This is a genomic window from Anaerovorax odorimutans DSM 5092, from assembly GCF_000426305.1.
Classification (GTDB): Bacteria; Bacillota; Clostridia; order Peptostreptococcales; family Anaerovoracaceae; genus Anaerovorax; species Anaerovorax odorimutans.
Map to the genome: position 1 here is coordinate 1 of NZ_AUFC01000050.1, position 3,051 is coordinate 3,051.

At 26.1% G+C, this 3,051-nt stretch carries 2 protein-coding genes; one reads left to right on the plus strand and one right to left on the minus strand.

Annotation, left to right across the window (positions count from 1 at the left end; translation table 11 throughout):
• Positions 1-131 precede the first annotated feature (131 nt).
• A complete protein-coding gene (locus K292_RS0112650; RefSeq protein ID WP_245570868.1) occupies positions 132-1,688 on the plus strand; it encodes a histidine kinase N-terminal 7TM domain-containing diguanylate cyclase in 1,557 nt (518 codons plus the stop codon).
• 58 nt (positions 1,689-1,746) lie between these two features.
• On the opposite strand, the gene rsgA is transcribed toward K292_RS0112650, so the two are convergent.
• Positions 1,747-2,823, minus strand: coding sequence for a ribosome small subunit-dependent GTPase A (rsgA, locus tag K292_RS0112655; RefSeq protein ID WP_027400126.1), 1,077 nt, complete (start codon positions 2,821-2,823; stop codon positions 1,747-1,749).
• Positions 2,824-3,051: the final 228 nt, after the last annotated feature.

Below are 3,051 nucleotides of genomic sequence, written 5' to 3' on the forward strand. Positions count from 1 at the left end.
AAAGAAAGCACCTTAATAATTGGCAGAATACAGGTTATTAAACAGCCAATATCTGCAAATAGAAATCTTTGATTTCGTAATTTGCACTTTTTTTACTACAAAATCTAATAATTATTGAGTGAGGTAACATTTTGAATTATATTATTTTTTCTATAATATTTTTAACATCTTTTATATCAGCTCAATTATTAGTATTCTTATTTTTAAATAAAAATAGAATTTATTTAAGAGGTTTTTTTGGGCTTATTATATCCATACTTATTTATAGCTTTTTTTATTCCTTAGAATTGATATCGCCTAATTTATCATTTATGAAGATCTTTGCAGGTATTCAATACATTGGGATTCTATCTATACCAGCATTTTGGATAATTATGGCACTTGAATATACAAGCTTAGGAAAATACATTAATCGTTATTTATATATTGAAATGTTCATACTACCTGTTTTGTTGGTAATTCTGAATTTTACAAATGATTATCATCATTTATTTTATAAAAATTATACATATAATGTAGTTAATAATTTATCTATAGCAAATATTGAGCCCGGAATTGGCTATATTATCTCTGGCTTATTTATTAATGCATGTTTTATAATAGGAAACCTTTTATATATTAGAAGTTATATACAAAGCAATAGATTTTATAAAAGAAAATACTTTATACTTATGTTATCATCATTTATACCTTGGTTTGGTTATTTAGTATATAGGTTAGATCTGTTGCCATTAAGAATTGATGTTGTGCCTGTATTTATTGCAATATTATGTTTGTTTTATATTTATTTTTTATTAAAGTCTAATGTTTTTGATATAGTATCAATAGCAAGAAATACAATTTTTGATAATATTTCAGAATCAATATTAATTTTAGATGAAGATAACAAAATAATAGATATGAACAATAAGGCTGAAGCAATATTTAATATGAAATCAAAATTAATGATAGGAAAGAATATAGAAGAATTTAATGATTACGAACATTTTGTATATCAAATATTGAATAATAAGAATAATAATTTTGACAGTGAAATTATTATTAATAATGAAAGTCACTATTTTAAATGTGAAGTTACATTGTTAAATAATAAAGATACCCAAGGAAAAGTAATTGTTTTAAGTGATAATACCGAACAAGTATTATTGATTAAGAAACTTGAATATTTAAGTACTACAGATATATTAACTGGAGTGTATAACAGGAATTATTTTTATAAATTAGCAAATGAAAAAATTCAATCATTTGATGAAAAAGATATTATTTCTTTAATAATGATGGATATAGATAATTTTAAGAGTACAAATGACACATATGGTCATATAGCAGGTGATCTTGTTTTAAAGAAAGTCATGGATGTTTGTATAAAATTAATAGGTAATGATTATTATATAGGACGTTATGGAGGAGAAGAATTTATAATTTTACTTGATAATGTAAATTCAGAAAAAGCTTTAGATATAGGCGAAAATTTAAGATATCAAATACAAAATTCATGTGTTATATATGAAAATAAACAAATAAAGACGACATCATCTTTTGGAATTTTTACAACGAATGGTAAAACTACTTTAGATATTATAGTTAAGAATGCAGATAAAGCTTTATATGAAGCAAAAAGACTAGGAAGAAACAAAGTTGTTTTAAAAATTGATGATAAAGTTGAACTTAAAAATATAATCCCCTAGCTATCATAGAAAGTCAATTTACAGACTTTTTCATCCACTCAAGTTAGGGGATTAATATTTAATATTTTCTTTTGTTTTTTTCTTTTATAATTCTTTTTGCATTTTTTATACCACCAAAACTAGAAAACATATCATTTAACTTTTCATGTTCTATTTGTTTTGAAGTTAGCCCATCATAGCGAGCTTCTTTTTTTAATTTTATATAATTATTTAATCTTTTTTCATCAAGGCTTTCGTTATCAATTGCGGCTTTAACTGCACAACCAGGTTCAATAGTATGCGTACAGTTTCTGAATCTGCACTGCTTTGCAAGATTATCTATATCTGTAAAAGATTTTTTTAAGTCTACACTATCAACACCGAGTTGTCTCATGCCAGGAGTATCAATAACTATACCGCCGTCAGGTAATAAAATAAGGTCTTTTCGTGTTGTGGTATGTTTCCCTTTATCATCTTTTCTTATTTCATTTGTAGATAAAAAATTTCCCCCTAAAAGACAATTTATAAGGGTGGATTTTCCAACTCCTGAAGAACCTATAAATGATGCAGTAATTCCATATTTTAAATATTTTTTTAATGGTTCATATGATTCAGGTTCTAAATTAGAGGTAACAATAATATCAACACCTATTGCAATCTTAGATATTTCCAACAATTTTTCTTCTAAAATGCTGCATAAATCTGATTTTGTAAGAATAACAACAGGAGTTGCTCTGCTGTTCCAAGCAATAGATAAATATCGCTCTAACCTTCGTAAATTATAGTCATTATTCAGCGACATACAGATAAATATAATATCTATGTTTGCAGCTACTATTTGTGTTTCATTTTTTATACCTACAGCAGCTCTTTCAAAGGAGCTTTTCCTTGTGAGAACATGATGTATGATTCCATTTCCGTTTTCATCATTTATCCTATCAAGCATGACAAAATCTCCAACGGCAGGATAATCGCTTATATAGTTTGTTTGATGACGAAATTTACCGGAAATTTCAGCTAAAAGTTCTTTTTCATTAGTAACTACTTTGTATAAATCTTTATATTGTGAAATAACCCTGCCCAAAACAAAGTCAGGATAAAGAGTTGACTCTGCTTCAAATCTTGGATTAAGACCGTATAATTCTAATTTTTTCAATATAATATCCTCCTATATACATAAAAGCTTTTGGGAGGCATTATGCATGATATTTATTTTACACATACCTCCATGTGTAATACAATATCCATTGTTTTTGTTGTAATCAAAATTCAACATCTCCTTTCAGTGTAAAATATTTTTTTTACTATATCATTATATCATGACACAAACTGCCAAGCATGATTCAATGATTCTTACCTTACAGCAACGCTGGTTCAATCATAA